The organism is Bacillus sp. SSR7 (assembly GCF_055902415.1).
The window spans coordinates 1-26,540 of sequence record NZ_JBVVXV010000024.1; the positions used below are offsets into that span (position 1 = coordinate 1).

A 26,540-nucleotide genomic window follows, 5' to 3' on the forward strand; every position below is an offset into this window, starting at 1 on the left:
TAGCCAAGGCTAAGGAAGAAGCAAAAGCACAAGAAATAGCCAAAGCTAGGGAAGAAGCGAAAGCACAGGAAATAGCCAAGGCTAAGGAAGAAGCGAAAGCACGAGAAATAGCCAAGGCTAAGGAAGAAGCAATAAAGGCAAAAGAAGAGTCTAAAAATAACACACAGTCCGCTAAACGTGAATTAACGGTGGTGGCGACAGCATATACTGCTGATCCAAGTGAAAATGGTACATATGGTGGACGCGTTTTAACTGCGATGGGGCATGATTTAACGGCTAATCCGAATATGAGAATTATCGCAGTTGATCCGAAAGTAATCCCATTAGGATCTAAAGTATGGGTAGAAGGTTATGGAGAAGCAATCGCTGGAGATACCGGAAGTGCAATTAAAGGTAATCGCATTGATGTATTAATGGGTTCAAAAAGTAAAGCGATGAATTGGGGAAGACAAACTGTTAAAGTGAAGATTCTATAATAAATCTAGAATATAACATAATGAAAATAAGACTGACATATTCTGTCGGTCTTATTTTCGTACCAAGACAGCATTAAGAATTGCATCAAATATATCTTTTTGCGTGAAGTTATCTGTAAAAATAGTTTCCTTAGCAACTTCAATTGTATCATGAGGATTATACCATTTTTGTAAGGAATCCTCACCAAATTCATGCCGCTTTTCTCTTGTGTTATGTCGTCGAATCGTTTCTTTTAACGATAAATCAAAGTAATATGTATACGCGTTTCCTTCAAAATAATGTATTAATTCTTTTAACATTTCACCGTATCTTCGACTGTTTAAAATACCTTCTAAAATAACAAACTCACATTTTCCTTTTCCGTACTTTGTAATTTCAAATAGTAAATCATGTGATAAATTACCCATCGTGTCGTGTACTCTAAGCATATCTCTACGTACAACATCCTGTGATACCAAAAGTGTACCTTGTCCGAAATATTTTTGTAGTTGCTTTGCGATTGTTGTTTTACCGCTTGCGGAGTTTCCTCTAAGGATGATTAAAGTTGATTTAAGTATAGGATTAGACATAATATATTCCCCCAACGTGAATGATTATATAGAAAATTTTAACAAATAAAGTGGGGGAAGTGTATAATCAATATGTTGGAAATATAAAGGAGGCAGCTAAATGAGAGAGAAATTAAAAAAAGCACAACCTATATGGAAACGAACATGGTTTCGCTATCTAGGGGTATTTTTAATTGTGCAATTACTATTTATTATTTGTGAAATGACTGCATGGGCACCAAACTTTAAACCTAGTGGAGAGTATTTAAATAAAATTTTACATTCTCAATTTTTCACGGAATGGTTCACGCCATATAAAATCCCTCATTTTAATTTGTTTACAGCTCTTTTTGCGATTACATTGTTACCATACGCACTAATAGGGGCGATGAAAGATTTCACAGCAAGAAAAAATATAAATAATTAAAAAGAGGTGCTATATGCTATTTCAAAAAGATAATGTATCGGTTAGGTACGTAATAGAAGAGGATGCACCAATCATTTCAAAATGGTTAACAGACCAAGAAGTACTGGAGTATTACGAAGGAAGAGATAATCAGCAATCAGTAGAAATGGTACTGGATCATTTTATACATAATCCAAATAGTCATGAAAATAGATGTTTAATAGAGTTTGAGGATGTGCCAATTGGTTATATTCAAATGTACCCAATTGATTCTGAGTGGAAAACATTATATGGCTATGAAGCGTCACAAAATGTATGGGGAATGGATCAATTTATCGGAGAGCCAACTTATTGGGGAAAAGGAATTGGAACAAAACTTGTTAAGGCAGCAATTACATACATTTTGAGTGAAATGGGAGCAGCAGCAATCGCAATGGACCCGAAAGTAAATAATGAACGTGCAATAAAGTGTTATGAAAAATGCGGATTTAAAAAGGTGAAGATTTTAAAGGAACACGAACTGCATGAAGGGGTATTAGAAGATTGTTGGATGATGGAATATAAACGTATAGAGGATAGGTGATAAAAGTGAAGGCGCTACTTGTATTAGATATGCAGAAGGGAATTTTAGAGTGTAAGGATTTTTCTATTGAAAAAGAGTTAATTGCAAATGTTTTAAAACAATTTAAAGCGGAGAATGAACCTATTATTTTCTTAAAACACAGAGATCATAATCCAGAAAGTACGTTGTATTATGAATCAACTGGAAGTGAATTGGTAGAAGAATTTACTGGGTTTGCGGATTATATAGCTGAGAAGACGACACCTAGTGCGTTTAAAGATACAAGTGTTGAAGAAATATTAACGAAACATAAAGTTGATCATGTTGTTATCGTTGGATTTAATACGGAATTTTGTTGTTTATTTACAAGTATCGCTGCTTTTGAAAAAGGATATAAAGTTACAGTTATTGAAGATGCGACGGGAACGGCTAATGATGAAGAAGTATATGAAATGCCTGGGCTAGATATAAAGGACTTCGTCGGATCAATCTTGAATTGGTCCAGTGTAATTGAAGTACTATATTATGATGAATATGTAGAGGCCTATACAAACAAAGGGAGCTATGCGAAATGAAAACAGCATTAATTGTAATCGATGTGCAAACGGGAATGTATACAGTAGGAATGCCTGTACATAATGGGGAAAAGTTTTTACAAACATTACAAGAGCTTATTGGGGAATGCCGTTTAAATGATATACCGGTTATTTATGTACAACATAACGGACCGAAAGATCATCCTTTGGAAAAAGGTACAGATGGTTGGAAAATTCATGTGGCAATTGCTCCGCAAGATGGTGACAGTATCGTTGAAAAGACGACGCCAGATTCATTCCATAAAACCAATTTAAACGAAGTATTACGAGAAAAAGGAATTGAGCACGTTATTATTTCAGGCATGCAAACGCAATACTGTGTGGATACGACAACACGCCGAGCGTATAGTGAAGGGTATAAAGTAACGTTAGTGAGTGATGCACATAGTACGTTTGATACAGAAGTATTACGTGCTGAAGACATTGTGAAGCATCATAACGTAGTGTTTGGAGCGTTTGCTAATGTTGTTGCGTTAAAAGATTTGATAGTGACTGCCTCTAAATAAGAGGCAGTTTTTTATTAGAAGAAACCGTTTCAAAAAATGTCGGTAAGTCGATATAATTTCACATACCATATTGAAAACAAAAAAAAAGGAGCACCACATAATTAAAAAGGGCGCTCCTGCATCAAAATATTACTTCTTCTTATCTTTATCCAATATATTCTGTTCTTCCGCAAACTCCGTACCATATGCGAAGCGACGATTAATACGAATATTATCGTTGTGGTGCCTTGTGTGAGAGCCAGAGAAACGATGAACGATTACTTCAGATAATGTAAAGACAATCGCGGAAAGGAAACTGCCCCAGGCAATTTGCATGTAATTGTCTAATAAAATATTACCGAAAATCCATACGCTTAAATATGTTAGTAAGAAATCCGACATAATGGCACCGGTATTGCCGATTCGATTTAATATGATTTTATCAACGAACATATAAGATACGATTGTTACAAAGAGACTAAATGAAATAATTTGGACGAACGTTGCAGGGAAAAATAAAGCGAGTCCAATACTAAATGCGATAATGCACGATATAAACTTGATGAGCACTACAGTAAAACCATTCAATATATACACCTCCGATTTATACATAGTTTTACAATAAATTTAGAAGTTCATACATTGTAACGAGTATATTTACATAAAACTTTTTCACGTTCGTTTTTTGTCTAAATATTAAAAAAACAAAGAAAAAATGTTATAGTAAAATGAGAGTATATGACATTTTTAGGTAAGGGGGAATCCTGGGTGTGGATTACTTCAGAAGTAGAAATTCCAGACGAGTTAATTGATCATCTTGAACAAGGAAAGTTAGTATTATTTGTTGGAGCGGGAGTTTCTATGAAAGGGAAATCAAACTTACCGAATTTTGATGATCTTGTTGATGAAATTGCGAAAAAGTTATATGTAGAAAAACGTGAAATAACAGAACCACATGATTATTATCTTGGTAAAATTGCGAAATCAAAAGGTGTACATCAAGTTGCAAGAGATCTAGTTCATATAGAAAAGTCAAAACCGAATCCGCTTCATTATGCAATTCCGAGGTTGTTTCCTTTAGATACGGAAGTTCGTATTGTAACGACAAATTTTGATCGACATTTTACAACTGCGATAAAAGAAATGAATAGAGAATTAAACGTATATTACGCACCTGCGTTACCTACAGGTAGAGCGTTTAAAGGACTCGCTTACATACATGGCAATATAGAACAAGAGAAAGAAGCATTAATTTTAACAGATGGTGATTTTGGAAGGGCTTACTTGACGGAAGGATGGGCGAGAAGATTTTTAGTTGATTTATTCTCGAATTATACCGTTTTGTTCGTTGGATATAGCCATAATGATCCAGTAATGAAATATTTAGCAACTGGTTTACCACCAAGTACAAGGCGTTATGCATTTGTCGCACAAGGAGAAAATACATATCATTGGGAGCATTTAGGAATACGGCCGATTGTATATCCGAATAAAGGTAATAATCATCAGTCTCTCGTTAAAGCAGTAAAACGATGGGCGGAGTTAATGGGTGATAATTATATTACGAAACGAATGCGCATTCGTGACATAGTAACAGTTCCACCTTCTGTAGAGCAGGAACAATTATCATACATAAAACAATCCATTAAAAAAATTGAAACAGTCCGCTACTTCGTTGAATTTGCTCATGATTATGAATGGGTGGAATGGCTTGAAGCGGAAGGAAAATTACAAAATTTATTTTTAATTACATCAAACTATAACGAGGTAGATGAGTTACTTGCAAAATGGTTAGTGGAACAATTTCTTTTTAGTCACCAGAAAGAATTATTTCAATTAATTTTTAAAAATCAATCTAAACTATCTCCGTTATTATGGAGAACAATTTGTAGTTACTTAAGTGAGACGAAAATCGAGATGGACCCACTGTTGTTTGCACGGTGGACACTGCTTTTATTAGAAACAGCTGAAAAAGATAGTAAATCAATTGAAACAATTTCTTACTTACTGCAAAAATGTTCTTTTCCTGAGCATAAAGAAATTGCTTTATTGTTATTAACGTTTATTTTGGACGGAAAACTTAAGTTGAAGCGTGAAAGAAAGTGGGGAAATGATACGCAAGAATCAATAGAACTTGAGGAGTCGAGTCGTTTACCCGTGTCTACATTTTCTTATGTGGAGCAAATTTGGAATGAAAAGATGAAACCGCATATTTCTTATTACGCCGTTCCAATTATGATGATGGGAATAGAGAAGTTGCGGATGCTATCACTAAGGCAAACGGCACTAAAAAAAAGGGATAAGGAAAATGTGGAAAAAGAGTTTCAGCAAAATGATCTTGCATTTTTAATTCAAATTGTAAAAGAATGTTTAGCGTATCTATGTGAAAACAATGAGAAAAAAGCAAATTATTATATTACAGAAATGATAGAAGCAAACAGCATACTTCAAAACCGAATTGCAATTGATGCGATGAATAAAAATATATTTGTTAGCGCTGATGAGAAAATAAAATGGTTGTTACAGGAAGGGATTCTTTTAGATGTCACGTATAAACACGAAGTTTTTCACCTTATAAAAAATCATTTCGCATCTTCTTTAGAAAAAACAAAAGAAGAAGTCATTCAAATTGTACTGAAGGATCTTGCAGAGGAGAGGGCATTTGATGTTTGTTTCGTTTTAGATTTGTTATTCAATTGTGATAAAAATAGTCCATCTACAGCAAAAGGTTATGAGTTAATGAAGCAAAAACATCCTCACTTTCATTCTGATCGATATAGTGTACAAAAGAAAGAGGCTGCAGAACAAAGTATTACTTGTAATGTAACTGCTGATGGGTTATTGCAGCTAAAAGATGAGGAAATTATGAAACGAGTTCGCCAATTTTCTCAAGACGGTGTGTTTGAACAACGTCATTTTTTAGAGATGTTATCGAAAGCATGTAAACTGAATACAGAATGGAGTATTTCATTTGCTTATCAATTAGTGGGTATGCATGAAATAAGTAATGAAGTTTGGTTTGTTTGTATTAGAGAGTGGCGAAATAACCGAGGACTGACAAATGAACAAATACAAAAAGTTATTCCTTTGTTGCAGAAATTTGTTAGAAATACTGCTTTTCATTGGTTAATTAGTAGTTTTCTATATGAAATTAGTAATCGATTAGAAGAGTTAGAGGAAAATAGTATACGCAATGTAAAGCGGTTTGCTTTTTCCGTATTCCCTCAAGTCATGAAAAGTGACACGGATTTTAAGCTGGCAAAACAAGATTTTTACAATGAATCAATTCAGCATCCTGTTGGGAAAATGACAGCAGTATTATTAAAACTGTTATCATATGATCATTTATACGATCGTAATGTGTATGAATATTTATTTTTGTTTGAAGAACAAGTAAGAATTAGTACAGAACGGACAAATTTTATGTTAGCGCGTTTAGTAGCAGATATTACATTTCTTTATCATATTGAGAAGCAATGGTGCCGAAAATATTTGTTACCGTACTTAGAGTTAAAGAAGGAAAATGAGATTACGAAATATGCATGGGCCGGCTTATGTTACACACAAATCAATTTACCTTTATTTACAGAAATGAAGAGATTTATTAAGTATGCGGTAGAACATTTGGAAGTATTACATCCGCATACGAGGGAAGCTTTCTTAAAATGGCTCAGTTTTGTATTTATTAAATGTGTCCTGTACTGGGAGCAAAAAACAGACTGGTTATACCCTTTACTGATACGAGAAAATGAAGAAAATAAAATTAAATTTATGCAGTTTTTATGCTATTACGTCAAAACGTTAAGCGCAAAAGAGCAACAAAAATTTTGGGAAGCTTGGCTCAGTATATTTTTGCGAGAACGAACGAAAATGGGTGAAATCACAGCTAGAGAATATGTAATGCTTTTACGTATTATTTTATTTATGGATGAAATAGTAGAAAGAGGTTTATCGATAATTTGTACATCATTTTCGGACGTAAGTGGAAAGGGAAATCAAACGGAGTTAAAACAGTTATTTAATGAAATACTTGAAAAGACAGAGAGTATAAAAATGTATAAAGAGTTGTATGCACACGTGTTTTTCACTTTACTGCAAACGCTTCAGGAAGCGGATTTACTTGAAACGGAAATCATTGAAATAAAAGAATTATTAATCGGGTATAGAGTAGAAAAATGTGTAATAAATGCAATAGATAATGAGATAATTCGCATCGGAATTGTTATGGAGAATTTACAAGAAGAAATGTAGGGCGAAAGTGGAATTTTAAAAAATATATAAAAAGTTGTTGACAGTGTTTTGAAAAGCGTTCTATAATACGAATCATACTTATTCAATTTCAAAAAACATTTGAATAAACAAAGTGCAATGAAGAGATCACAGTAGTGGTTAGTCTTACTGTAACAGAGAGCTGGTGGTTGGTGTGAACCAGTACAGGGATAATCATGAATTACAGTCTTGGAGCATCTTTTTCGTAGTAAAGATAGTAGTATTGTCTTTATGAAGAAAAAGCGGTCAATTGATCGTTAACAGTGAAGAGAGGTAGACGGAAAGTTAGTCTACAACTAGGGTGGTACCGCGATAAATATCGTCCCTACTGATTTATTCAGTAGGGACTTTTGTATTTTAGTGGCCCAACTTGAAAATTAAATATGCATGCGTTGAAAGGAAAAGCAGTAGTTGTTGTTTCCCTGTAACAGAGAGCTGGTGGTTGGTGTGAACCAGTACAAAAACAAGAGCGAATTACAGTCCTAGAGCATCTTTTTCGTAGTAAAGATAGTATATATCTTTATGAAGGGAAAGACGGTCAGATGATCGTTAACAATGAAGAGAGGTAGACGAAAGAAGTCTACAACTAGGGTGGTACCGCGATAAATATCGTCCCTACTGATTGAATCAGTAGGGATTTTTTGTACAAAAAAAGTGGGTTTTTAACTGGTAGATAGTGTCTTTGTACTAATTATTAGTTTAAAATAAGAAGAGGGATCGATTCCACTTTAAATTTGTATAATTGACCAGTTCAGAAAATAGAGAATTTTTCATTCTCTTACTATACTTTTAAAACATTAGAGGAGGATTTCCAAATGGCAAATCATGAATTAGATCAATTACGTAAACAGGTAGATGAAATTAACTTACAACTATTACACCTTTTAAACAAACGTGGTGAAATCGTTCAAAAAATTGGGGAGCAAAAGCAAGTACAAGGTACGAAACGTTTTGATCCAGTACGTGAGCGTGAAGTGCTTGATATGATTGCAGAGAATAACGAAGGACCATTCGAAACATCAACGGTTCAACATATTTTCAAAACAATCTTCAAAGCTAGCTTAGAATTACAAGAAGATGATAACCGTAAAGCATTACTAGTATCGCGTAAAAAGAAACAAGAAAACACAATCGTTGATGTAAAAGGTGAATTGATTGGTAACGGCACACAAACGTTCATCATGGGACCTTGTGCAGTAGAAAGCTTAGAGCAAGTTCGCCAAGTAGGGCAAGCGATGAAAGACCAAGGCTTAAAATTAATGCGCGGTGGTGCTTTCAAACCGAGAACATCTCCATACGATTTCCAAGGTTTAGGAGTAGAAGGACTACAAATTTTACGTCAAGTAGCAGATGAATTCGACTTAGCAATTATTAGTGAAATTTTAAATCCAAATGATGTTGAAATGGCATTAGACTACGTTGATGTAATTCAAGTTGGTGCACGTAACATGCAAAACTTCGATTTACTACGAGCTGTAGGTAAAGTTAACAAGCCAGTATTATTAAAACGTGGATTAGCAGCAACAATTGATGAGTTCATTAATGCAGCAGAATACATTATTGCACAAGGTAACGACCAAATTATTCTATGTGAGCGCGGTATCCGCACATACGAAAGAGCGACACGTAACACATTAGACATTTCAGCAGTACCGATCTTAAAGAAAGAAACACATTTACCAGTTGTTGTTGACGTAACGCATTCAACTGGACGTAGAGATTTATTATTACCAACAGCGAAAGCGGCTCTTGCAATTGGCGCAGATGCAGTAATGGCTGAAGTACACCCAGACCCAGCAGTGGCATTATCAGATTCTGCACAACAAATGGATATTCCAGAATTCCATAAATTCATGGAAGAGTTAAAAGGATTCAAAAATAAATTATCTTAATTCCATATCATATATGCGCTGAAGAGGAAACAGTAGTGCTTACCTCCCTGTTAAAGAGAGCTGATGGTCGGTGGGAATCAGTACAAAGGTAAGCATGAATTACAGCCTTGGAGCATCTTTTTCGTCAAGTTTTGATGGGAAAGACGGTCTAATGATCGTTAAAGAAGAAGAGAGGTAGACGAAAAAAGTCTACAACTAGGGTGGTACCGCGATGAACATCGTCCCTACTGAGCGCTCAGTAGGGACTTTTTTGTACAAAAAAATAGTAAAGGGGCAAGAGAAATGAGATACATTACAGCTGGAGAATCACATGGACCGCAGTTAACAGTTATTTTAGAAGGTGTACCAGCAGGTTTAACGCTGGCGGCGGAACATATTAATAAAGAATTATTAAGAAGGCAAAAAGGGCACGGACGCGGAAGACGTATGCAAATTGAAACAGATACAGTTGAAATTGTAAGTGGTGTTCGTCATGGGATGACACTTGGCTCACCGATTACGTTAATTGTAAAAAATGATGATTTCAAACATTGGACGAAAGTAATGGGGGCAGAACCAATTTCAGAAAAAGAAAGTAAAGACATGAAACGTACAATTACGAAACCACGTCCAGGACATGCGGATTTAAATGGAGCAATTAAATATGGTCACCGTGATATTAGAAACGTACTAGAGCGCTCTTCTGCAAGAGAAACGACAGTTCGTGTAGCTGCTGGTGCGGTTGCGAAACAAATTTTAAAAGAATTAGGTGTAGAAATTGCAGGACATGTACTTGAAATTGGTGGAGTAAAAGCAAAACATATTTCTAACTTGTCAATTGAAGAAATTCAAACAATTACTGAAAACTCACCAGTTCGATGTTTAGATAAAGAAGTAGAACAAGTGATGATGGATGCGATTGATCATGCTAAAAGTAGCGGAGATTCAATCGGGGGCATTGTAGAAGTCATTGCAGAAGGAATGCCGATTGGCGTTGGTAGTTACGTTCATTACGATCGCAAATTAGATGCAAAACTTGCTGGTGCGATTATGAGTATTAATGCATTTAAAGGTGCTGAAATTGGTGTTGGTTTTGAAGCGGCAAGGCAGCCAGGAAGTAAAGTGCACGATGAAATTTTATGGGATGAAGAACAAGGATACACGAGAAAAACGAATAATGCCGGCGGTTTAGAAGGCGGTATGACAACGGGAATGCCAATTGTCGTAAGAGGTGTCATGAAACCAATACCTACATTATACAAACCGTTAGCAAGCGTTGATATTGATACGAAAGAAGCATTCCAAGCGAGTATTGAAAGATCTGATAGTTGCGCAGTACCAGCAGCGGGTGTAGTAGCTGAATCTGTTGTGGCATGGGAACTTGCAGATGCACTAGTCGAACAATTCGGAAAAGATCGTATGGAATTATTAAAACAAAACATTATACAACACAATAACTACGCAAAAGAATTTTAATAAAAAGGTGGTTTTAACATGCAAGTAAAAGATCAACTATCATCATTACAACCATATAAACCAGGTAAATCACCTGAACAAATGAAAGAAGTGTACGGAGAGCATTCATTTGTGAAATTAGCATCGAATGAAAATCCATTCGGCTGTTCGCCACGTGTTTTAGATGAGTTGCAAAAATCGTGGTTGGACCATGCTTTATACCCTGACGGAGGTGCTACAACGCTCCGTCAAACAATTGCAAATAAGTTACATGTGCAAATGGAACAAGTACTTTGCGGTAGTGGTTTAGATGAAGTCATTCAAATGATAAGCAGAGCAGTACTTAAAGCAGGAGATAACATCGTAACGGCTGGAGCAACATTCCCACAGTATCGTCATCATGCAATTATAGAAGGTTGCGAAGTGAAGGAAGTTGCGTTAAATAACGGTGTATACGACTTAGACGAAATTTCTTCAGTAGTAGATAACAATACAAAAATTGTATGGATTTGTAACCCGAACAATCCGACGGGCACATATGTGAATGACCGAAAATTGACTCAATTCATTGAAGGTATTAGTGAAAATACGTTAATTGTCATTGATGAAGCGTACTATGAATACGTAACAGCAAAAGATTTCCCAGAGACATTACCGCTTTTAGAAAAGCATAAAAATATTCTTGTGCTTAGAACATTTTCTAAAGCGTACGGATTAGCTTCTTTCCGCGTTGGATATGCGATTGGACAGGAAGAGCTAATTGAGAAATTAAATGTCGTACGTTTGCCATTTAACGTATCTTCATTAGCGCAAAAAGCAGCGACGATTGCTTTTTGTGATGACGAGTTTATTGAAGAAGTAGTTCGTGTGAATACAGAAGGATTACAACAATACGAGAGCTTTTGTAAGGAAAATGATATTCCATTTTATCCATCGCAAACAAATTTCATCTTCTTACCAGTTGAGAATGCTGGAGAGATTTATGAAGCTTGTGCACATGCAGGATTTATTGTTCGGCCGTTTCCAAATGGCGTCCGTATTACAGTTGGAAAAAGGGAGCAAAATGAAGGAGTGATTTCAGTGTTACAACAACACTTTGAAAATAAAAAAAGAAAGTCTCGAGATGAGGCAAATGCGTAAACAGGTAGTATTAATTGGAACTGGTTTAATCGGAGGCTCTCTCGCATTAGCAATTAAGAAAGAGCACGATGTAACGATAACAGGTTATGATATATTTCAAGAACAAGTAGAGCGTGCAAAAGAATTACACGTAGTAGATGAAATAGCAGTAGATTTACAACATGCATGTGAAGAAGCACATTTAATTGTTTTTGCTTCACCAGTTGAAGAAACGAAGAAGTTATTACACAAATTAGCGTCATTTCGTTTACGAAAAGATGTTATTGTGACTGATGTTGGTAGCACAAAAGGAACAATTATGAATGAAGCGGAAGCTTTATTTTCAAACGAAATTTCTTTCATTGGTGGACATCCAATGGCAGGTTCTCATAAAACGGGAGTTGAAAGTGCAAAAGCGCATTTATTTGAAAATGCATTTTATATTTTAACGCCAATGAATGATGTGCCAAATGAACATGTGGAAGAGTTAAAAGATTGGTTAAAAGGAACAGGATCACATTTCCTTGTTTTAAATACAGAAGAACATGATTATGTAACAGGGATTGTAAGTCATTTCCCGCATCTTATTGCCGCTGGATTAGTAAAGCAAGTGGAGAAACATGCAGGAGATAATCCACTCATTCATCAACTAGCTGCCGGAGGGTTTAAAGACATTACACGCATCGCATCTAGTAGTCCGAAAATGTGGAGTGATATTGTTAAGCAAAATCGTGAGCATTTAATGGTATTATTAAAAGAGTGGATCTCTGAAATGGAAGGTTTATATGATACAGTTTCTACTGGAGATGCAGGCGAGATTCAAAACTATTTTGCAGATGCGAAAGAATACCGTGACTCTTTACCAGTACGAAAGAGAGGGGCAATTCCTGCCTATCACGACTTATACGTCGATGTTTTAGATAAAGTAGGGGCATTGGCTCATATTACGAGTATTTTGGCTCGCGAGGAAATTAGTATTACGAACTTGCAAATATTAGAAGCGCGTGAAGGATTGCTTGGGGTATTACGTATTAGCTTCCAACGAGAAGAAGATCGTACGCAAGCAAAGCTAGCGCTTGGAGAAGAAAAATACCAAACGTATGAAACAATTTAAATGAGAAGGTGAAAACGTGAAGGAAAGAACGATACAACCTGTTAATAACGGATTAAATGGCAACATTACAATTCCGGGAGATAAATCGATTTCTCACCGCGCTGTTATGTTCGGCGCGATTGCAGAAGGAAAAACAACTATTAAAGGTTTCTTGCCCGGTGCAGATTGTTTAAGTACAATTTCTTGTTTTAAAGAAATGGGAGTAGACATCGTGCAAAACGGTGATGAAGTCACTGTAGTTGGTAAAGGATTAGAAGGTTTACAAGAACCGAAAGCTGTATTAGATGTTGGTAATTCTGGTACAACTATACGTTTAATGTCAGGAATTTTGGCAAATACACCATTTTTCTCTTGCGTACAAGGTGATGCATCTATTGCAAAAAGACCGATGAAACGTGTAACGAATCCATTAAAACAAATGGGTGCGAACATTGATGGGCGCGAAGAAGGAACGTTTACACCGCTAACAATACGTGGTGGAGATTTAAAAGCAATTGAATACACTTCTCCGGTAGCAAGCGCACAAGTAAAGTCAGCTATTTTACTTGCTGGACTTCGTGCAGAGGGTGTAACAGCTGTTACAGAACCACATATTTCCCGCGATCATACGGAAAGAATGCTTGAAGCATTTGGTGTTAAAGTAACTCGCGAAGGAAAGACAGTGAAACTAGCAGGTGGACAAAAGTTAACAGCGACAGATGTTCAAGTACCAGGTGACGTATCATCAGCTGCATTTTTCTTAGTAGCGGGCGCGATTATTCCAAATAGTAAACTAGTATTACAAAATGTAGGCATGAATCCAACTCGTACAGGTATTATTGATGTTTTAGAGAAAATGGGTGCTACGTTCACTGTAGAACCAATTAATGAAGGAGCATCAGAAGCAGCTGCAAACATTACAATTGAAACATCTTCATTAAAAGGAATCGAAATCGGTGGAGATATTATCCCTAGATTAATCGATGAAATTCCTGTAATTGCATTAGCGGCAACGCAAGCAGAAGGAATTACAGTTATTAAAGATGCACACGAATTAAAAGTAAAAGAAACGAACCGTATTGATACAGTCGTAGCGGAATTAACGAAACTAGGTGCTCGCATAGAAGCAACTGAAGACGGGATGATTATTTACGGAAAATCAGTTTTAAAAGGAAATACAGTTAATAGTTATGGTGATCACCGCATTGGAATGATGCTTGCGATTGCCGGCTGTCTTGCAGAAGGAAAAACAACAATTGAAGACGCAGAAGCAGTAGGTGTATCATACCCTACATTCTTCGAAGAACTTCAAAAGTTAGCTAAATAAAGTGAAACTTTAATCAGTGGGGGTTCTTCATCCCCACTGATTATTAGTTGAACCAATCGGACTTTTACGGGCAGTTGATCCCCTACCTAAATTCTTTGCTTTCGCTGAATTTTGAGGTGGGGGTCTTACTGCCCGTTAAAGCGGGATAAAGTAATGAGAAGCAGATACAAGATGTATCTGCTTTTTTATATTGAATTTGTGTCGTTAAGCCAATATAATTTCATTCACCGTACTGCAATATTTTAAATTATGGTACAATTCAAACAAAGGGGGAGGAGAAATATATGAATGTTATACGATTAAAAGAAGATAAATTTAGAGAAGCATTACGCTTATCAGAATACGCTTTTCAATATAAAGTAGAAGAGGAACGAATGCAGCAGCAACTTACAAGAATGAAGGAAAGTCATGAAGTATACGGTATTATGGAAGGTGAGGACTTAGCGGCAAAACTACACCTTATTCCGTTTCATATTTACATAGGAAAAGAAAAATTTAAAATGGGTGGCGTTGCAGGGGTAGCGACATATCCAGAATACAGAAGAAGCGGGTATGTGAAAGAATTGCTTCAACACTCACTACAAACGATGAAAAAAGATGGATATACAGTATCGATGCTACATCCATTTGCTGTTGCATTTTACCGTAAATATGGCTGGGAACTTTGTGCGGATCTTCTTGTGTGTCATATGACAAAGAGTGATTTAGTTATGAAAAAACAAGTGAATGGTACTGTGAAACGTTTCAGTAAAGAACATCATCCAGAAGAGGGCGAGAAGCTTTATGAAACATTTGCAGAACGTTTTTCTGGTATGCTAATTCGCAATGAAAAATGGTGGTTACAAGTAGTTTATGATGATTTAACATTAGCAATTTATTACGATAAAGATAAAACGGCAGCAGGCTACATGTTATATAAAATTGAAAACAACAAAATGACAGTAGAAGAATTTGTTCCACTGCATAATGAAGCACGAAATGGTCTATGGAACTTTATTTGCCAGCATGATTCTATGATTAAAGAACTTGAAATGACAGTAAGTAAAAACGAACCGTTGTTATATACATTGCAAGAACCACGTGTGAAAACAGAAATAAAACCATATTTTATGGGAAGAATTGTAGATGTAGAGCAGTTTTTAAAACAGTATGAGTTAAACTGGAACAATGTACAACAAGAAGTCATTTTAAATATTACAGATTCATTTGCACCGTGGAATAATGTATCGGTGAGACTTGCAAATTATGAAATAACAATTATAGAAGAACCCATGGATAAAGGGATCAAGCTTGATATAAATGCACTATCTACAATATTGCTTGGATACAAACGCCCATTAGAACTAAATGAATTAGAATTAATTAGCGGAAGCGAAGAGGAAATACAAGCGTTTGAGAAAATAGTTCCGGTACGAGAAGCATTTATTTATGATTTCTTTTAAAAAATAGGGCTGTCCAAAATCAAATTTTGGGACAGCTTTCTTTTTGGGCGTCGTTTTTGTCGGTAAGTTGATATATCCTGAAAAGCGCTGATATAATTTTATTCACAAATAAGGGAATAAAATTACAACTATACGTAGTCACACACTTGACTTTTATTTCCTGTAATTTATAATTAAAAACGGAATGAATTTTCATTCCTGAAAATAGAGGTGGAAAAAATGGCTAAAAACAAACAAGAGGATATTTTTGATGCTGCGATGCAACTTTTTGCAGAGCGTGGTTACGATGGTACGACAATTCCAATGATCGCTGAAAAGGCAAAAGTCGGTGCGGGTACTATTTATCGCTATTTTGAAAATAAAGAGGCACTTGTTAACTCATTATTTTCAAAAAGTATGTTAGAGCTTTCTGAAATGATAAAAACAGATTTTCCTGTTGAAGCAAATATTCGTGAACAGTTTAGTCATACGTATAACCGTTTATTTGAATTTGCGAGAAACAATGTGGATGCTTTTTTATTTACAAATTCTCACTGCGATAGTTATTTTCTTGACGAGCAGAGTAAGAAAATATTTGACGATTTTATAGGCTTCTTTATGAATATTATTGAAGATGGAATCGCAAAAGGTTTTCTTCGTCCATTGCCTCCAGTTGCTTTAATTATAATTGTATATCAACCGTTAGAAAAATTAACGAAAGTAATTGCAACAGGGCAATTAGAATACTCGAAAGAGTTAGTAAAAGAATTGGAAGAAAGCTCTTGGAACGCTATTAGAATCATTTGATTCTATAGCTTTATAAGGACAGGAATGAATATTCATTCCTAAACAGAATTAAAAAATGAGAGTAGGAGAGGGTATTTGTGTAACTAAAGGAATGAACATTCATTCCGAAAAAGTAGTTTAATAGAGTTTATAAAACAATGTAATAAAGTAATGGGAATGAACATTCATTCCGCAACTAACGTAAAATTTTAATCGCGGGAGATGATGCAAATGAGCAAGCTGAAAAATTGGAGAAGTTTATCTTTTCTATTATGGATAGTTATTACTATTACAATGATCGTAACAATGCCTAATATGGATAAATTAGTGAAAGAAAAAGGGCACATTACGATTCCTAATACAGAACAAAGTAGTATTGCTGACAAAATGATAAAAGAAATGGATAAAGACGGGACAGAAAAGTATGACATTATAGTTGTTTTTAATAGTGGTAGTAAAACAGCTCTAACGACTGAGCAAAAAGAGGAAATAATAAAAACAATCGACGCTTTGCAAAATGAAAAAGAACAATTAGGAATTAAAGAAGTTGTTTCACATTTAGATAATAAAGACTTAGAGAAACAATTAGTTTCTAAAGATAATACAACTATTTTAACGCAAATATCGATAGATAAAAAGCATGGTGAAATATCGAAAGTTACAAATAACCTTCATAATAAAGTGAAAACGAAAGGGGTAACAACGTACTTAACAGGAAGTGATTTAATCGCGGGAGATTTTCTTACATCTTCTCAAGAGGGAGTGAAAAAGACTGAAGTTATTTCAATCATTTTCATTCTTGTAATATTAATCATTGTATTCCGTTCACCTATTGTTCCAATTGTTTCTCTTCTTACTGTTGGGGTATCATATTTAGTTTCAATGGGGATTATTGCTCATTTAGTAGATCAATTTAATTTTCCATTTTCTAACTTTACACAAGTGTTTGTCGTTGTTGTCCTGTTTGGGGTTGGAACAGACTATAACATTTTATTATTTACGAGATTTAAAGAAGAATTAAGTAAACAAGAAAACGCATTTTTGGCTACGAAAGAAACATTTAAATCGGCAGGGAAAACCGTTTTATATAGCGGGATAGCAGTACTAATTGGTTTTGCATCTCTTGCTTTAGCTAGTTTTAAATTATATCAATCTACTTCAGCGGTAGCAATTGGTGTCGCAGTTTTATTACTAGTATTAACTACGTTAAATCCGTTTTTTATGGTGCTTTTAGGAAAAGGGATGTTTTATCCCGTTAAAACATTTAAAGGTCATGAAGACAGTCGTCTATGGGGATTCTTTGCGAAAAACTCAGTAGTAAGACCATTTGTAGCTTTAATTATTGTATTCGTGATATCGATTCCTTTCATATTAAAGTATTCTAATACACTTAATTACAACGATTTATTTGAAGTAGACAATAAATATGAGTCGAAAATGGGGATTAACGTAATAGAAGAACATTTTCCACCTGGTTTTTCTTCACCAAGTACGTTAGTCATTCAATCGAATAACAAGTTAGATGAGGCGAGTTCGCTTCAAACTTTAGATGAACTAACTGATAAGATTTTGAAAGTGAAAGGTGTTTCAGAAGTATATTCACCGACACGTCCAACTGGTGATAGGATTAAAGAACTATATATAAATAAACAAGCGGGTGAACTAAATACAGGTTTAGGAGATGCCAATGGTGGTATAAAGGAAATTAATGATGGATTAACTACTGCGAAAGATAAGATGGGTAATAAGGACTCAAATAGTCTTGCAAACGTTCAAAAGTTAATTGATGGAACAAATGAAGCGAAAAGTGGTGTATCAGCATTAGGAACAGCTTTAAATCAACTATCAAATGGCATAAATGACGGAGCACAAGGTGCGCAGCAAATTGAGAGTGGGTTAACTTCAGTAAATGAAAATATAAGTGTATTATCTCATGCAACTTCACAACTTCATGCTGGCTATACACAGTTAGAAAAAGGTTTAAGTTCTTACGGTCAATACTTCGGAAGTATTTCTCAAGCGATTGACGGTGCGAAGAAAGGTTATGAACAAATTGAAAGGTTAATGACCAATTTCATTCAAACGAAACCAGAATCAGCAAATGATCCTAACATTCTGCAGACAATAGGAATTGCTAAAGAGGCTCAAAAGCAATTAGGTGGGCTGTCAAATGAATTAAATCAATTAGCAACGCAGCACAATGCGGCGATGGGATCATTTAAAGAAGCGAATCAATCGTTATTGAAAGTGGATAATGGCTTAAAAGAAATGAACAATGGAGTTACTAAGTTACAAAAAGGAGCAGCTGATCTTAAAAATGGATTAAATGAAGGTGCTTCAGGTTCAAAACAAATTGCAAACAAGTCATCTGAGTTACAAACCGGATTAACGAAAATAAACGATGGGCAAGGTCAGCTATTAACCGGACTGAAAGACTTGCAAGAACAGATGGGTCAATTACAATCCGGACTAACTAAAAGTACAGAAGGCCTTGAAAAGGTAAGTAATGGCCTAGGGGATGCTCAGAAATATTTAGGAGAACTGAATGAATCAAAAAGCTCTGAGAAATTCTATATTCCAAAAGAAGTTTTGGAGGGAGAAGATTTCCAAAAAGCTTTGAATACGTACATGTCACATGATAGAAAGACTGCTAAAATGACAATCATTTTAGACGTAAATCCGTATTCAAAAGAAGCGATGCCAATTATTCAAGAAATCAATAACACAATAGATGGTATTTTGAAGGGGTCGGAATTAAATCATGCGAAAACAGCAATCGGAGGAACGACAGCTAGAAACGTTGATTTAAAAGAAGTAACTGGGCAAGATTTCTTACGTACAGCTACAATTATGTTAATTGGAATCGCGATTGTATTAATTGTGATTACACGTTCATTATTAAACACCATCTTTATTATTGGATCGTTACTATTAGCTTACTTTGCATCATTAGGGATAAGTGAACAAATTAGTACGCATATTTTACATGTAGATTCATTAAGCTGGAATGTTCCATTCTTTAGTTTCATAATGATTGTCGCTTTAGGAGTAGATTATAGTATTTTTGTAATGATGAGATACAATGAGTTAGAAGGGGACCCAGCGACGAAAATTGTAACTGCTTCTCGTCATATCGGAGGAGTCGTATTATCAGCGGCACTTATTTTAGGGGGTACATTTGCTGCATTAATCCCTTCAGGTGTGTTAACGCTTATACAAGTAGCATCCGTTGTTGGTGTTGCACTGTTACTATTAGCTATTATTGTGATGCCGATATTGCTACCTGCTTTAATAGGTTTAACGAGTAAAATGAAGAATTATGCAAAGAAATTAAGTGAAAGGAAATAAAAGAATCCCCTTTTAAAAGTAACTGTTTCAGTTATGGGAGAGAACATATAAAATAACACACACACACAAATTAGGGATGTAAATCACATATGATTTAGCATCCCTTTTTTAATTGTTATTACATTATTTAAGCACTTTTATATAGTTAAATTGCAAAGGGAGAGAAAAAGAAAACAGTAAAAACACCAGTGCAACGATTGGGGATTACTGACAAAGTATGTGATTTAAAAGATATAATTTACTTTAGATAGTTCACTCAAATAATGGTGGACTATCTTTTTTACAAGATAAATGGAAAATTTATGTTAAAATAATGATAGGGATTGTGAAAAAATGTTCTTAAACTAGCGATCACGTTACTTTAAGAAGGATTTTTCAAAGGAAATGTTGAATATCGTATTTTGAAGGAGTGATTGCAGTGGAGTAAGTAATTTTTTTGATCTTGGTTAAATACTTTGAAGGAAGGGATTTATAAATATGAATACAAAACTAATAATAGTAGAAGGTTTACCTGGATTTGGAAAATCGACCACTGCAAAGCTAATAAATGAAATTTTAAGCCAAAATAAAATTGAAGTTGAACTATTTTTAGAGGGAAATTTGAACCATCCAGCCGACTATGATGGTGTATCTTGTTTTAATAAATTTGAATTCGATAGATTAGTATCTAACAGTGGAGATTTTAAAGAAGTGCTTCTTAAAAGAGTTCTAAAAAAAGGAAGCAATTACTTATTACCATACAGAAAGATAAAAAATGAGTTTGGTGACCAGTTTTCGGACGAATTATGTAATGATATTTTTAAAAACGATATATACGAATTACCATTCGATAAAAATGTTGAATTAATTGCTGATAAATGGCAGGACTTTGCTGAAATTGCTGTAGAAGACAATAAGGTTTATATCTTTGAATGTTGTTTCATACAAAACCCATTAACGATTGGGATGATTAAATATGGTGAACAAAAAGAAAAAATAATAAATTATGTAATGAAAGTTGCAAAAATCATAGAGAAGTTAAATCCAATGTTATTGTATGTAGAACAAGATAATCTTGAATTTTCATTTAGGAAGGCATTAAAAGAAAGAACTCCAGAATGGTCTACAGGAATTGTCGACTATTACACGAACCAAGGCTATGGGAAAAAACATAACCATTCAGGTGTAGAAGGAGCGATAAAAGTTCTTGAGGCTAGAAGGAATTTAGAGTTAGAAATATTTGATATGTTAAAAATGAAAAAAGAAAAAATCAATAATACAAAATATGAAATTGACTCATATAGGTCAATGTTAAAAGATAAGTTAACAATACAAATGGTGAAATAGCTTTTTACACTAACTGGTGCTTTATTTGAAGAAGGAAATAAAAACGCTCAGAATATTTTCTGAGCGTTTTAGTTTGCTATTTATAATACGAAACGGGGTGCGAAATGCATATAAATTATTGTGTTATTACTACATGCAGTTAAAGAAGTAAGAGATAAACATAATGCTCCAATTATTAATATTTTCTTAAAAATAAATCCTTCTTAAAGTATGTATGTAACTTTAATATGATTAAAAACAAAGATTTTATTCGAGTTTGGAAAGAAAGGAATAGCAATCAACCGTTGCTATTCATCCAGCTTCTACTATATAATAGCTATAGTCTACAATAATTGAGTCGTAATATGCGATTTTTTAAGACAATCGGTGAGAAAACGCTGAAATAAGCGGTATTAGTAGGAGGACACAAATGATTACAGTAAGTAACGTTAGTTTGCGTTTCGCGGATCGCAAATTGTTTGAAGATGTTAACATAAAATTCACGCCAGGTAACTGCTACGGTTTAATCGGAGCAAACGGTGCTGGTAAATCAACATTTCTAAAGATTTTATCTGGAGAAATCGAACCATCAACAGGTGACATACATATTACGCCAGGCGAGCGTCTTGCAGTATTAAAACAGAACCACTTCGAATATGAAGAGTTCCAAGTATTAGAAACAGTAATTATGGGACACACACAACTGTACAAAGTAATGCAAGAGAAAAATGCCATTTACATGAAAGAAGACTTTAGTGATGAAGATGGTATGCGTGCTGCTGAACTTGAAGGTGAGTTCGCTGAGCTTAACGGTTGGGAAGCAGAATCAGAAGCGGCAATCCTTCTGAAAGGTTTAGGTATTGGTGAAGATCTTCACGATAAGAAATTGTCAGAATTAACTGGGGCAGAGAAAGTAAAAGTATTACTTGCCCAAGCTTTATTCGGTCAACCTGACATTCTATTACTAGATGAGCCTACCAACCACTTGGACTTAAAAGCGATTCAATGGTTAGAGAACTTCTTAATGAACTTTGAAAATACAGTAATCGTTGTATCCCATGACCGTCACTTCTTAAATAAAGTATGTACGCACATGGCTGATCTTGATTTCGGTAAAATTCAACTGTATGTTGGTAACTATGACTTCTGGTATGAGTCAAGCCAATTAGCTTTAAAATTAACGCAAGATGCTAATAAGAAAAAAGAAGAGAAAGTAAAAGAGTTACAGAACTTCATTGCGCGCTTTAGCTCAAACGCATCTAAAGCGAAACAAGCAACTTCTCGTAAAAAATTATTAGATAAAATTACATTAGATGATATTAAGCCATCATCTCGTCGTTATCCATTCGTTGGCTTCACACCAGAGCGTGAAGTAGGAAATGACTTATTAACTGTTGAAGGTCTTTCTAAAACAATTGATGGTGAAAAAGTGTTAGATAATGTGTACTTCACTTTAAATAAAGGTGATAAAGTTGCATTTATCGGTCGTAACGATATTGCAATGACGACATTATTTAAAATCCTTATGGGTGAAATGGAGCCAGATAGTGGTTCATTTAAATGGGGCGTTACAACATCTCAATCGTACTTCCCAAGAGATAACTCTAAGTACTTTGAGAACAGTGACTACAACTTAGTTGAATGGTTACGTCAATTCTCTCCACAAGATGAGTCAGAAAGCTTCTTACGTGGTTTCTTAGGCCGTATGTTATTCTCAGGCGAAGAAGTTAAGAAGAACGTTTCTGTATTATCTGGAGGCGAAAAAGTTCGTTGTATGTTATCTAAAATGATGTTAAGTGGTGCAAACGTAATTACACTTGACGATCCAACGAACCACTTAGACCTTGAGTCTATCACTGCATTAAACAATGGTTTAATCGCATTTAAGGGTACAATTTTATTCACATCTCATGACCATCAGTTCGTACAAACAATTGCAAACCGCATTATCGAAGTAACGCCAAACGGTGTAATCGATAAAGAGGCTACTTACGATGAGTTCTTAGAAAATGAAGAACTTCAAAAACAAGTAGATGCAATGTACAAAGGTCAATAATAAATGATAAAAAACCTCGCTCTCGTTATGAGAGCGAGGTTTTTTATAATCCATTATTTTTATGGATTGCGAATAATTATTCAAGAATAACTTTATTAGAGGAAAGAGATTTGGATGTTGCACATAGAAGAATTGCTGAAGCATAAATAACTGAATGAAGAAATTATATATATCGAAAAATTAAATGCTATCTATTGTGAATTTCATTATATTACATGAATGTTCCAGAACTGGAGACATATTTATTTGCGAAGTAGTGAATAAAGGTTTATAGTATGTGATGTCATAATTAGTGGATGAATCTTGGGAGAAAACAGGAAATGTTACAAATTTATTTTGTTAAATAGAAACCAAGGTCAAAATGTCTAAAAAGAAATAGTTGAATAAATACTAGCTTCAAATTATAATTACTAGTATTCTTCATATAGTTAAATAAATTAAATCTATTTGAAGATAAAAAATTGAATAGAGAGACAGACTTATAAAAAAATAAGCCTTGGATGATCAAAAGAGGTGGAGAAATGAAACAATTCTTATTAAAGAGCAAAAGTGTGTTAAGCAATCATTTTGGATTCTTCCTGTTTGCCGTTCTATTATTATGGCTCAAAACATATGTAGCGTATGTAACAGAATTTAATTTAGGAATTTCAAACACAATCCAAAAGTTCTTGCTGTTTTTTAACCCGCTTAGTTCAGCAGTTCTATTTTTAGGACTTGCATTATTTGCAAAAGGGAAAAGAGCTTATATTTGGGTAATTATTATTAATTTGTTAATGTCCATACTTTTATATGCAAACGTAGTATATTACCGCTTTTTTAGCGACTTTATTACGTTCCCGACATTAACACAATCGAATAACTTTGGAGATTTAGGTGGTAGTATTTTTGCATTGCTACACGTATATGATCCACTATATTTCTTAGATACGATTATTCTAATTGTTTTAGTCGCAACGAAATTTGTAAATCCTAAACCAATCCGTGTTGCGAAGCATAAATTATCTCTAGTATTTGTAGCAGGTATTTTATTATTCAGCGTTAACTTAGGACTTGCAGAATCTGACCGTCCGGAACTATTAACAAGAACATTCGATCGTAACTATATTGTAAAATATTTAGGCGCATACAACTTTACAATTTATGATGGTATTCAAAGTGCGAAAGCATCAACAGAACGAGCATTAGCTGATGGAGATAATATGACTGAGGTTAGAAATTATCTTGCATCAACATATGCAAGTCCAAATCCAGAGTACTTTGGTAAAGGAAAAGGAATGAACGTAATTTATATTCATTTAGAATCATTCCAAAACTTTTTATTAAACTATAAGCTAAATGGTCAAGAGGTTACACCATTCTTAAACTCATTTACAAAAGATGCGAATACGTTATACTTTGATAACTTCTTCCATCAAACAGGACAAGGTAAAACATCTGATGCGGAGTTCATGTTAGAGAACTCAATGTATGGATTACCGCAAGGATCTGTTTTTACAAATAAAGCTCATAATACGTATCAATCAGCACCAGCTATTTTAGGTCAACAAGGATACACATCAGCAGTGTTTCACGGTAACTATAAAACGTTCTGGAACCGTGATGAAATTTATAAATCATTTGGTTTTAATAAATTCTTCGATGCGTCATACTATGATATGAACGAAAAAGATGTAGTAAACTACGGTTTAAAAGATAAACCGTTCTTTAATGAATCCATTCCATTATTAGAAACGTTGAAACAACCGTTCTATACAAAATTTATTACGTTATCTAACCATTTCCCTTATCCGATTGATAAAGCGGAAGCAACGATTGAACCAGCTAAAACAGGTGATTCATCAGTAGACACATATTTCCAAACAGCACGTTATTTAGATGAGTCAGTAAAAGGATTTATGGATTATTTGAAACAATCTGGTTTATACGATAACTCGATTATCGTTATGTACGGTGATCATTACGGTATTTCCGATAATCATAGTGCAGCAATGTCTCAAATAATGGGTAAAGAAATGAACTCATTTGAAAATGCGCAATTACAACGTGTACCATTAATCATTCGAGTTCCAGGAATGAAGGGCGGCGTACAGCATCAATACGGAGGAGAAATTGATGTTCTTCCAACTTTATTACACTTACTAGGTACTGATACGAAAAATTATGTCCAGTTCGGATCCGATTTATTATCACCAGAGCATAAACAAGTCGTTCCGTTCCGTAACGGTAACTACGTAAGCCCAACAGTTACTGCACTGAACGGCAAATACTATGATACTACTACTGGAAAACCTGTTGAATTAACAGACGAAATAAAACAAAATGAACAAATGGTTCAAAAGTCGTTAAAATACTCTGACCAAGTTGTAAATGGTGACTTATTACGATTCTACACACCGGAAGGATTTACACCGGTTGATCGTTCGAAGTACAACTATAACCATCGTGATAAAAATAAAACGAAGGTAAAGACGACTGAAGATGGGGAAACGAAATAAATATTAAAAAGCGCTACTCATATGAGTGGCGCTTTTGTTTATAAATAGAACGTTGTTATTATATAGAAACATCTTTAGTCTTTTGTTTCATCTTTCCAAAGAACACTACACCAGCAATGACAATAATGATGAATGCCCATTTAATGAAAGGGTTACTTTCGAAAAATGCAACGAACCACTTTTCATCTACAATCATTTTCGCGGCAGTATAAGCTAAAACAGCTGCTCCAATTGTAATAATGATAGGATAACGGTCGACCCATTTTAAAATTAATGTACTGCCCCAAACTACTACTGGAATTGAAACCAATAGCCCGATGATTACTAAAGAAAAATTGCCATGCGCAGCTCCAGCAACAGCGAGGACATTATCAATGCCCATTAATGCATCAGCAATGATAATGGTTTTAATAGCAGACCAAAAACCTTCTTCTGCTTTAATATTATGATCTTTGCCTTCAGCAATTAATTTGTAAGCGATCCATATAAGAAGTACACCACCAATTAGAAGTAGCCCTGGTATTTTTAACAACCAAACGACAACTAAAGTAGCGAGAGCTCTAATCACGATTGCCCCGATAGTTCCCCATATAATAACTTTCTTTTGTTGATCTTTCGGTAATCGTCTTGCTGCTAATCCAATTACAATGGCATTATCACCCGCTAAAACTAAATCAATTACAATAATGGCAAGCAAGGCAGACAAATATTCAGGTGAGAGAAAATTCATATAGATATCACTCCTTAAGAGTAATATGTGCTAAGCTACTATACAGTATTAAAAATTTTGAGGGGAATATTCATGTTTTGTTGAAAAGGAACAGAAAGGGGAGTAATAGCATTAAAAACAGGCGTAAGAAATTTTCAAAGTACAATCTTTGCACTGCAGAAAAACAAAAATTTGGACTTATATTTAGAAGC

At 34.7% G+C, this 26,540-nt stretch carries 20 protein-coding genes and 3 other annotated features; of the genes, 17 read left to right on the top strand and 3 right to left on the bottom strand.

Features of this window, described 5'->3' with window-relative positions; all coding sequences use genetic code 11:
* The coding region (locus tag AC0NJG_RS26945) for a 3D domain-containing protein (RefSeq protein WP_474063643.1) at nt 1-476 on the top strand (476 nt) is incomplete at its 5' end.
* A 51-nt stretch (nt 477-527) separates the two neighbouring features.
* Here the strand turns inward: AC0NJG_RS26945 and AC0NJG_RS26950 are convergent.
* A complete protein-coding gene (locus AC0NJG_RS26950; protein WP_087953329.1) occupies nt 528-1,046 on the bottom strand; it encodes a kinase in 519 nt (172 codons plus the stop codon).
* A gap of 100 nt (nt 1,047-1,146) precedes the next feature.
* Between AC0NJG_RS26950 and AC0NJG_RS26955 the strand changes: the two genes are divergently transcribed.
* Genes AC0NJG_RS26955 through AC0NJG_RS26970 form a run of 4 tightly spaced genes read left to right on the top strand, consistent with a single transcriptional unit; the run spans nt 1,147 to nt 3,095 of the window.
* Complete coding sequence (locus AC0NJG_RS26955) at nt 1,147-1,452, top strand: YfzA family protein (RefSeq protein WP_087953330.1); 306 nt, start codon at nt 1,147-1,149, stop codon at nt 1,450-1,452.
* 13 nt (nt 1,453-1,465) lie between these two features.
* Nucleotides 1,466-2,014 carry a GNAT family N-acetyltransferase gene (locus tag AC0NJG_RS26960; protein WP_087997193.1) on the top strand — a complete coding sequence of 183 codons (549 nt, stop codon included), beginning with the start codon at nt 1,466-1,468 and terminating at the stop codon, nt 2,012-2,014.
* 5 nt (nt 2,015-2,019) lie between these two features.
* Nucleotides 2,020-2,568 (top strand): isochorismatase family protein, encoded by a 549-nt coding sequence (locus AC0NJG_RS26965; RefSeq protein WP_087953332.1) that lies wholly within the window; start codon nt 2,020-2,022, stop codon nt 2,566-2,568.
* Complete coding sequence (locus tag AC0NJG_RS26970; protein ID WP_474063644.1) at nt 2,565-3,095, top strand: cysteine hydrolase family protein; 531 nt, start codon at nt 2,565-2,567, stop codon at nt 3,093-3,095. The genes AC0NJG_RS26965 and AC0NJG_RS26970 overlap by 4 nt, the downstream gene beginning before the upstream one ends.
* Before the next feature lie 129 nt (nt 3,096-3,224).
* On the opposite strand, the gene AC0NJG_RS26975 is transcribed toward AC0NJG_RS26970, so the two are convergent.
* Nucleotides 3,225-3,662, bottom strand: coding sequence for a YndM family protein (locus AC0NJG_RS26975; RefSeq protein WP_087953334.1), 438 nt, complete (start codon nt 3,660-3,662; stop codon nt 3,225-3,227).
* Between the two features lie 150 nt (nt 3,663-3,812).
* Between AC0NJG_RS26975 and AC0NJG_RS26980 the strand changes: the two genes are divergently transcribed.
* The 12 genes from AC0NJG_RS26980 (at nt 3,813) to ltaS (ending at nt 25,619) form a co-directional block, all read left to right on the top strand.
* The gene (locus tag AC0NJG_RS26980) at nt 3,813-7,325 is read left to right on the top strand and encodes a DUF4020 domain-containing protein (RefSeq protein WP_474063645.1); all 3,513 of its coding nucleotides are present in this window, start codon (nt 3,813-3,815) and stop codon (nt 7,323-7,325) included.
* Nucleotides 7,326-7,433: 108 nt separating this feature from the next.
* Nucleotides 7,434-7,673, top strand: a binding site (T-box leader).
* Between the two features lie 53 nt (nt 7,674-7,726).
* Nucleotides 7,727-7,963 (top strand) — a binding site (T-box leader).
* Nucleotides 7,964-8,158: 195 nt separating this feature from the next.
* Nucleotides 8,159-9,235, top strand: a complete 1,077-nt coding sequence (locus tag AC0NJG_RS26985; RefSeq protein WP_001273581.1) for a bifunctional 3-deoxy-7-phosphoheptulonate synthase/chorismate mutase — start codon at nt 8,159-8,161, stop codon at nt 9,233-9,235.
* Between the two features lie 9 nt (nt 9,236-9,244).
* Nucleotides 9,245-9,464, top strand: a binding site (T-box leader).
* A 53-nt stretch (nt 9,465-9,517) separates the two neighbouring features.
* Complete coding sequence (aroC, locus tag AC0NJG_RS26990) at nt 9,518-10,690, top strand: chorismate synthase (RefSeq protein WP_087997195.1); 1,173 nt, start codon at nt 9,518-9,520, stop codon at nt 10,688-10,690.
* 18 nt (nt 10,691-10,708) lie between these two features.
* Nucleotides 10,709-11,809 carry a histidinol-phosphate transaminase gene (hisC, locus tag AC0NJG_RS26995; protein WP_474063646.1) on the top strand — a complete coding sequence of 367 codons (1,101 nt, stop codon included), beginning with the start codon at nt 10,709-10,711 and terminating at the stop codon, nt 11,807-11,809.
* Nucleotides 11,802-12,902: a prephenate dehydrogenase gene (tyrA, locus tag AC0NJG_RS27000; protein ID WP_087953338.1), complete on the top strand. Its 1,101-nt coding sequence runs from the start codon at nt 11,802-11,804 to the stop codon at nt 12,900-12,902. The genes hisC and tyrA overlap by 8 nt, the downstream gene beginning before the upstream one ends.
* A 16-nt stretch (nt 12,903-12,918) precedes the next feature.
* Entirely contained in the window at nt 12,919-14,208 is a 1,290-nt protein-coding gene (aroA, locus tag AC0NJG_RS27005; protein WP_087953339.1) for a 3-phosphoshikimate 1-carboxyvinyltransferase, read from the top strand.
* Between the two features lie 284 nt (nt 14,209-14,492).
* The gene (locus tag AC0NJG_RS27010; RefSeq protein ID WP_474063647.1) at nt 14,493-15,650 is read left to right on the top strand and encodes a GNAT family N-acetyltransferase; all 1,158 of its coding nucleotides are present in this window, start codon (nt 14,493-14,495) and stop codon (nt 15,648-15,650) included.
* 219 nt (nt 15,651-15,869) lie between these two features.
* A complete protein-coding gene (locus tag AC0NJG_RS27015) occupies nt 15,870-16,436 on the top strand; it encodes a TetR/AcrR family transcriptional regulator (RefSeq protein WP_061666510.1) in 567 nt (188 codons plus the stop codon).
* Nucleotides 16,437-16,646: 210 nt separating this feature from the next.
* Nucleotides 16,647-19,763, top strand: coding sequence for an MMPL family transporter (locus AC0NJG_RS27020; RefSeq protein ID WP_474063648.1), 3,117 nt, complete (start codon nt 16,647-16,649; stop codon nt 19,761-19,763).
* Nucleotides 19,764-20,240: 477 nt separating this feature from the next.
* Nucleotides 20,241-21,089, top strand: a complete 849-nt coding sequence (locus AC0NJG_RS27025; RefSeq protein ID WP_143881234.1) for a P-loop NTPase family protein — start codon at nt 20,241-20,243, stop codon at nt 21,087-21,089.
* Nucleotides 21,090-21,498: 409 nt separating this feature from the next.
* Nucleotides 21,499-23,124: an ABC-F family ATP-binding cassette domain-containing protein gene (locus tag AC0NJG_RS27030; protein WP_087953343.1), complete on the top strand. Its 1,626-nt coding sequence runs from the start codon at nt 21,499-21,501 to the stop codon at nt 23,122-23,124.
* A 521-nt stretch (nt 23,125-23,645) separates the two neighbouring features.
* Nucleotides 23,646-25,619 carry a lipoteichoic acid synthase gene (gene ltaS / locus AC0NJG_RS27035; RefSeq protein WP_087953344.1) on the top strand — a complete coding sequence of 658 codons (1,974 nt, stop codon included), beginning with the start codon at nt 23,646-23,648 and terminating at the stop codon, nt 25,617-25,619.
* Between the two features lie 58 nt (nt 25,620-25,677).
* Here ltaS and AC0NJG_RS27040 read toward each other — a convergent pair whose 3' ends face one another.
* Nucleotides 25,678-26,349 carry a TerC family protein gene (locus AC0NJG_RS27040; protein WP_087953345.1) on the bottom strand — a complete coding sequence of 224 codons (672 nt, stop codon included), beginning with the start codon at nt 26,347-26,349 and terminating at the stop codon, nt 25,678-25,680.
* Nucleotides 26,350-26,540: the final 191 nt, after the last annotated feature.

Excerpts from the sequence above, each read along its gene's own strand:
- AC0NJG_RS26980 (WP_474063645.1), top strand. The coding sequence starts at position 3,813 with ATGACATTTTTAGGTAAGGGGGAATCCTGGGTGTGGATTACTTCAGAA.
- AC0NJG_RS27010 (WP_474063647.1), top strand. The coding sequence starts at position 14,493 with ATGAATGTTATACGATTAAAAGAAGATAAATTTAGAGAAGCATTACGC.
- AC0NJG_RS27015 (WP_061666510.1), top strand. The coding sequence starts at position 15,870 with ATGGCTAAAAACAAACAAGAGGATATTTTTGATGCTGCGATGCAACTT.
- AC0NJG_RS27025 (WP_143881234.1), top strand. The coding sequence starts at position 20,241 with ATGAATACAAAACTAATAATAGTAGAAGGTTTACCTGGATTTGGAAAA.
- AC0NJG_RS26970 (WP_474063644.1), top strand. The coding sequence starts at position 2,565 with ATGAAAACAGCATTAATTGTAATCGATGTGCAAACGGGAATGTATACA.
- ltaS (WP_087953344.1), top strand. The coding sequence starts at position 23,646 with ATGAAACAATTCTTATTAAAGAGCAAAAGTGTGTTAAGCAATCATTTT.
- AC0NJG_RS27020 (WP_474063648.1), top strand. The coding sequence starts at position 16,647 with ATGAGCAAGCTGAAAAATTGGAGAAGTTTATCTTTTCTATTATGGATA.
- AC0NJG_RS27030 (WP_087953343.1), top strand. The coding sequence starts at position 21,499 with ATGATTACAGTAAGTAACGTTAGTTTGCGTTTCGCGGATCGCAAATTG.
- aroC (WP_087997195.1), top strand. The coding sequence starts at position 9,518 with ATGAGATACATTACAGCTGGAGAATCACATGGACCGCAGTTAACAGTT.
- AC0NJG_RS26960 (WP_087997193.1), top strand. The coding sequence starts at position 1,466 with ATGCTATTTCAAAAAGATAATGTATCGGTTAGGTACGTAATAGAAGAG.
- AC0NJG_RS26985 (WP_001273581.1), top strand. The coding sequence starts at position 8,159 with ATGGCAAATCATGAATTAGATCAATTACGTAAACAGGTAGATGAAATT.
- AC0NJG_RS27040 (WP_087953345.1), bottom strand. The coding sequence starts at position 26,349 with ATGAATTTTCTCTCACCTGAATATTTGTCTGCCTTGCTTGCCATTATT.
- AC0NJG_RS26950 (WP_087953329.1), bottom strand. The coding sequence starts at position 1,046 with ATGTCTAATCCTATACTTAAATCAACTTTAATCATCCTTAGAGGAAAC.
- AC0NJG_RS26955 (WP_087953330.1), top strand. The coding sequence starts at position 1,147 with ATGAGAGAGAAATTAAAAAAAGCACAACCTATATGGAAACGAACATGG.
- tyrA (WP_087953338.1), top strand. The coding sequence starts at position 11,802 with ATGCGTAAACAGGTAGTATTAATTGGAACTGGTTTAATCGGAGGCTCT.
- hisC (WP_474063646.1), top strand. The coding sequence starts at position 10,709 with ATGCAAGTAAAAGATCAACTATCATCATTACAACCATATAAACCAGGT.